The 5,429-nt window shown below is 61.4% G+C and carries 1 protein-coding gene; it reads left to right on the forward strand.

The window, feature by feature from the left end; all coding sequences use genetic code 11:
- Window positions 1-323 precede the first annotated feature (323 nt).
- The coding region (locus tag WAW39_RS25840; protein ID WP_422322043.1) for a beta strand repeat-containing protein at window positions 324-5,429 on the forward strand (5,106 nt) is incomplete at its 3' end.

Below are 5,429 nucleotides of genomic sequence, written 5' to 3' on the forward strand. Positions count from 1 at the left end.
GTATTGAATATCGAACTCGGTGGGCATGATTTGGGGGTGGCTGAGACTAAGCTGCTTCCACGCAGGGGCCAGTGATTTCTTGGGGTCTCGGAGATGACAGGAACTGGCCGGATTCCGCCGAAAAGCAGGCTGAGCTTTTGGGAAGCCCGCCCATGGCGGGATCGCGCGTGCCAGATAAGCTGGATAATCAGAAACCTGCTTAACGGGAGATTCGGGTGACTTGTCATGCCTATGCTGAAATGACTCGAACATAAGCATTTTTGTCGGAAGGGCATGCAGGTTGACAGGACTTGGCTGGGCTCTATTTAACTAAAACCAACCTTATGATTAGCGACTCAGCGCCTTCCCTCAGCGCTCGTCAGCGTGATCTCCGTAATTTATCGCTCTGTCTGCTGGCCGTGTTGCTGGCAGGTCCTCTGCATGCGACGGATTTCACCTGGACGGGTACGACCAGTTCGGACTTTGCCGTTGGCACGAACTGGACGGGTGGCACAGCACCTGCGCCCACAGGCGGTGATGTGTCCTCTCCGGTGGCTTGGCGGCTCAATGTAACGGGATCGCGCACGCTGGTTTACGCCGACGCCCAGGGGCACACAGTGCTGAGCGGCGGCAGCTTGGGCCGGTCCCTCTTCATCGCGAACGGTGCCAACGGCTCGATGTCCATCACCGGCGGCATTTTCGAAAGCACGAGTTCGGCGGCAGACGGCATGGTCAACGGTGCCAATGCCGTGGGATTGCTGAGCATTGACGGCGGCACCTACAGGAAGATCACCGGCGCCGGTGCCGCATCCACCTTTGCCTTGTTCTACGGCGGCACGGGCAATACTCAGTCAACGCTCGACATCAACAGCGGCTCGTTTGAAGTGACGACGCTGGATCTGCAGAACAATGTCGGGAGTTCCACCCAGGCCGCTGGAGTTTATGAATCGGTCGTCAATCTCGACGGCGGCACTTTGTCCGTGGGCACCATCGTTCGAAGCGTGGTTTCAGCAGGCATCGATGCAGCGTTGAACTTCAATGGCGGCACGCTGCAGGCACGGCAGGACAGCACCACGTTTCTGGCGAATCTCGCACAATTCACCGCCAATGTGCAGGCGGGTGGGGCGGTGATCGACACACAGGCCTTCAATGTCACCATCGCAGCACCTCTGGTGCATGACACGGCGCTGGGAGCCACCGTGGATGGCGGACTGACAAAAGTGGGCACGGGTGCCCTGACACTGGCCGGTGCCAGCACCTACACCGGCGGCACCTTCATCAAAAATGGAAAGCTCATCTTGAGTGCTGGCAATGACCGCCTGCCCACGGGGACAGTGGTCACTCTCGGCGATGGCACGACCAATGACAGCGGCGTGCTGAAACTCGACTCAAACAGCCAGCGGCTCGCCGGACTGCTGACGTCAGGAACGGGGACCGGCAACAGCGTGGTCAATGGCAACGCCACTGCCGCCACGCTCACGCTCAGCATTGATGTGTCGGACATCTTTGCCGGAGTGCTGGGGGGAACGGGTACGAATGAAAACAACTTCGGCCTGACGAAAACAGGCGCAGGCGTGCTGACGCTTTCCGGCACCAATACCTACACCGGGGCGACGAGCATTCTGGCCGGCACGCTCCAGGCTGGAGCTGCGGGCGGGGGCTCCGTGTTTGGTGTGAATTCGGCCATCTCTCTGGCTGATGCAGCGGGCGTCGTGCTTGACTTGAACGGTTTCAATCAAACGGTGGGTTCGCTGGCTGGCGGTGGCAGCACAGGCGGGCAGGTGACGCTGGGCAGTGCGACGCTGACTCTGGGCGGGAGCAATGCCAGCACGGCGTTTGCTGGCATCATCAGCGGCGCTGGCGGTGCCTTGATCAAGACGGGCACAGGCACTCTCACTCTGTCAGGCGCAAACAGCTACACGGGGCTCACCGCGGTGAGTGCCGGTTTTCTCGTGGTGGGCAGCAATACCGCGCTGGGTGGCACCGTCGGCGGAACGAGCGTGGCCTCAGGCGGTACCCTGGTGCTGGCCAACGGCGTCAAGGTGACAGGAGAGACTGTGGGCATCATCGGCAGCGGTGCCAACAGCATGGGTGCCCTGCAAACAGTGGCCGGTGGTGAGGCGGAATGGGCCGGTGTGGTGACGATCGAGGCTGGCGGCACGCGGTTGGGCGCTCAGGCGGGCGGCGTGCTGACCGTGAGCGGTGGCATTCAAAATGGCGCGTCAAATAATCTGGCCATCTCCGGTGAGGTTGGCACCGGCACGGTGCTCATCAGCGGCACGGGCAACACCTACACGGGAGTCACGCAGATCATTCGCGGCATTTTAAAGCTGGGCTCCACCAATGCCCTGCCGACGGCCACGGTGCTGGATGTGGACTCCCTGGGCTCGGCTGGAGTGAACGATGACGCGACCTTTGACTTGAACGGATTCAATCAAACGATCGCCGCATTGCAGCGCACTGGTGCGGGTTTTGGCACCGGCAGCAGTTACATCACCAACAGCAGTAGCACGGGGGCAACTCTCACCGCGTCCTCCACCAGCACCACGACCTACAGCGGCGTCATTCAGGATGGTCTCGGGGTGGTGAATCTGGCGCTGAGCGGTGGCGGCAGTCTCACTCTCTCTGGTACCAACACTTACACGGGGTTCACAACTCTTTCGGCTGCGAATACCGCGCTCGTGGTGGCCAGCAACACCGCGCTGGGCGGCACGGCGGGCGGCACGACCGTGAATGCTGGCGCTCGCGTGGTGCTGGCAAATGGTGTCGTCGTGACGGGTGAGACCATCACCATCACGGACAATGGTGGAAACAACAATGGGGCACTGCAAACCGCCTCTGGTGCCACGGCAGAGTGGGCTGGAAACATCATCGTTACAGGCGGCGGCGCCCGTATTGGCGGCGGCGTCGGCGGCACTCTGATCGTGTCCGGCGTCATCAGCGGCAGCTCAACGATTTTGTTCAACCGGGCGGACAACGCCACCACCATCCTGAAAGCCGTGAACACCTACACGGGCGACACCCAGATGTACAGCAGCGGCTCACTCACCAGTTCCTACCTCATCGTCGGCGTGGACAATGCGATCAATGCCGCGAGCCGCCTGTCCGTCATCGCCACCGCCGCCACCAAGGCGAGCACCTTGGATCTCAACGGTCATGTGCTCACGCTGCGCGGCCTGGACACGTCCGGCAATCATGCCACTGGCGCGTTCCTGTTTGTGGCCAACAACTCAACCACCGCAGCCTCCGTGCTCACAATCTCGGATCCCGCCGCCAACACCACCTACTTTGCCGGCATCCTGAAGGATGGCACCAGCGGGGCGGGGGGATTGTCTCTGGTGAAGAGCGGCATCAGCACTCAGGTGCTCATTGGCGCCAATACATACACCGGCTCCACCACCGTCAATTCCGGCATCTTGCAGGTGGGCTTTGCGGTGTCCACCTATGGTGCCAGTGGTTCCCTGGCCTCCACCAGCTTCATCTTGAATGGTGGGACTTTCTCCATCGACAACACCGGTGCTAGCAACAACAACGCCAACCGCCTGGCGGACTCGGCGGACTTTGCCTTCAATGGCGGCTCTTTCATCGACAAAGGCTCCGATCAAGCGGCCACGAACTCCAGCGAGACCATTCATAATCTCACCCTGAACTCAGGATTGAAAACACTCAGCGTGATCTTCGGCGGCACCAATACGGCGACGCTGACGGCCAACCAGATCACGCGCCCGGCGCAGGGCGGCCTTCTCCTGGTCAATGGCGTGAATCTCGGCAGGGACTCACTCAGCATGGCCAGTGTGGCGCGGGTCTTTTTCACGGTCGTTCCAGACTTGGTGGGCGGTGCGGATGCGCTGGCGACGGGGATCAATGCCGCGGCGCAGAACACCAAAATCGTCCCCTATCTGCTCGGTGCAGCCACGGTGACAAGCGGCGGTGTGGGAACTGCCAGCACCACGCCCAACACCTTCATGACTTACAATGCGACGACCGGTCTGCGCCCGCTGAATCCCTCGGATGAGTTCACGCAGAACGCGATCGTGGCCGGGAACAACACGCGCCTTACCACAGACACGCCCATCAGTACTACGGCTGCGATCAATTCGCTCATTCTCGACGGTGCCAGCGCAACGATTGCCAGCGGGCAGAAACTGACGGTGAGCAGCGGAGCCATCTTGTTCGCCTCGGGCAATGGTGTGGGAATCAATGGCGGCACGCTCGACTTTGGCGCCCGCGAAGGCTTGATCACAATCAATTCCGTGGGCAACACCTTCATCAGTTCCGTGGTCACAGGCAGCGCCGGGGTCAGTTATTATGGCACAGGCACCCTGGTGCTGGCGACACAGCAGAACACGTACACAGGTGACACGATGCTGCAGGTCGCGCTGGTGATTCCGCAGTCGAGTTCCATGGGGCCGGCGGGTGCGCCCTCGAGCGGTCCGTTTGGGCAGGGGACGGTGATTTTCAACGGCTCCTCCATCCGCGCCACCTCCTCCTATGCGATCACCATCGGCAACAACATTCAGTTCAACGCGGACACCACATTTGTGAGCAGCGGCACGGCCAGCTTCGACAAGGTGCTCACGTTCACCGGGAATGTGACGCTGGCAGGAGGCACCCGCACCCTCACTCAGAGCTCGGGTGCCAACACCGTCTTTTCCGGCAGCATTGGCGATGGTGGCAACAATCTCGGCCTGACCATCGCGGGCAGCGGCCCCAGTGCAGTGGTGCTGTCTGGTACCAGCACCTACACCGGTGTCACCCAGGTGAATGGCAGCACGCTCCAGGTGGGTGCCAATGGCACGGGCACTTCGGGCACCGGCGCGGTAAAGGTGGCCAGCGGTGCCACGCTCGCGGGCTCTGGTTTCGTGCAGGGCGCCACGGTGATGAATACCGGATCGGTGCTGCAGCCGGGAGATGTGACGACGGGCGGCACCACAAGCACGACGGTGACCAGCAACAACACGCTCACCTTCACCGCAGCGAATACAGCCCTCACCGTGAATGACGGAGCGCAGATCCGCCTCGGCATTTCCAGCCCCACGCTGACCTCCAACGTGATCTCCTTCTCGAACGGACTGTTCCATTACAATGGCCATGACTACAGCAGTGCGCTCTCTCTGTTCAGCAGTGAGTCGGGTGCGCTCACCATCTGGAACACCGGCACCAGCAGCGTCAGCAATCACGACTTCATCAAACTCACGGATGCCACGGGCACCCTGAGCATCGGCAACCGTGCCGGCGGTGCCTGGGGACAGGGATCGGTGGTGGTGAATTCCAGCCTGGGCTCGGTGGTGGTCGGCCAGGTCTTCAATTTGATCGACTGGAACGGTGCGGCGATCAGCGGGAATTTCGACGTGGGTGGCCTGACCTTTGTGGATGCCAGCGGCAATGCCATTGCTGGAGATCTGGACCTGGCGGCGCTCGGCGCCGGCTTCGGCTGGGATGTGAGCGCC

This window comes from Prosthecobacter sp., from assembly GCF_049294395.1.
Classification (GTDB): domain Bacteria; phylum Verrucomicrobiota; class Verrucomicrobiia; order Verrucomicrobiales; family Verrucomicrobiaceae; genus Prosthecobacter.